Annotated in this window: 1 rRNA gene; it reads right to left on the bottom strand. The window is 52.8% G+C overall.

What is annotated here, in order from left to right:
- Positions 1-1,162 (bottom strand): 23S ribosomal RNA (locus KHO22_RS32300); the annotation flags it as partial.
- Between the last annotated feature and the right edge of the window lie 19 nt (positions 1,163-1,181).

Here is a 1,181-nt window from a genome sequence, read left to right as displayed (position 1 = left end):
GCGTCCGCAGCTTCGGTGACTGGCTTAGCCCCGTTACATCTTCCGCGCAGGACGACTCGATCAGTGAGCTATTACGCTTTCTTTAAAGGGTGGCTGCTTCTAAGCCAACCTCCTGACTGTTTTAGCCTTCCCACTTCGTTTCCCACTTAGCCAATCTTGGGGACCTTAGCTGGCGGTCTGGGTTGTTTCCCTCTTGACACCGGACGTTAGCACCCGATGTCTGTCTCCCGTGATTGCACTCTTCGGTATTCGGAGTTTGCTATGGCGGGGTAATCAGCAATAGACCCCCCAACCATGACAGTGCTCTACCCCCGAAGGTGACACACGAGGCACTACCTAAATAGTTTTCGGAGAGAACCAGCTATTTCCAGATTTGTTTAGCCTTTCACCCCTATCCACAGCTCATCCCCTAACTTTTCAACGTTAGTGGGTTCGGTCCTCCAGTACGTGTTACCGCACCTTCAACCTGGCCATGGATAGATCATCTGGTTTCGGGTCTACACCCAGCGACTAATCGCCCTGTTCGGACTCGCTTTCGCTACGCCTGCCCTAATCGGTTAAGCTCGCCACTGAATGTAAGTCGCTGACCCATTATACAAAAGGTACGCCGTCACCCGTTTCCAGGCTCCGACTGTTTGTATGCATGCGGTTTCAGGATCTATTTCACTCCCCTCCCGGGGTTCTTTTCGCCTTTCCCTCACGGTACTGGTTCACTATCGGTCGATCACGAGTATTTAGCCTTGGAGGATGGTCCCCCCATCTTCAGACAGGATTTCACGTGTCCCGCCCTACTTGTCGTACACCTAGTTCCACAACGCTGTTTTCGCATACAGGGCTATCACCTGCTATGGCCGGGCTTTCCATCCCGTTCTGCTAACAACACTGCTAAAGAGTACAAGGCTCTTCCCATTTCGTTCGCCACTACTCTGGGAATCTCGGTTGATTTCTGTTCCTGCAGCTACTTAGATGTTTCAGTTCGCCGCGTTCGCTTCCCTGACCTATGTATTCAGTCAGGGATGACCCATACGGGCCGGGTTTCCCCATTCGGACATCTCCGGATCAAAGCTCGTTTGCCAGCTCCCCGAAGCTTTTCGCAGGCTACCGCGTCCTTCATCGCCTGTGATCGCCAAGGCATCCACCACATGCACTTGTTCGCTTGACCCTATAACGAGTGTGTCTCA

It is taken from the genome of Cupriavidus yeoncheonensis (assembly GCF_905397275.1).
GTDB lineage: Bacteria > Pseudomonadota > Gammaproteobacteria > Burkholderiales > Burkholderiaceae > Cupriavidus > Cupriavidus yeoncheonensis.
This window is presented reverse-complemented; position numbering and strand designations above follow the sequence as displayed.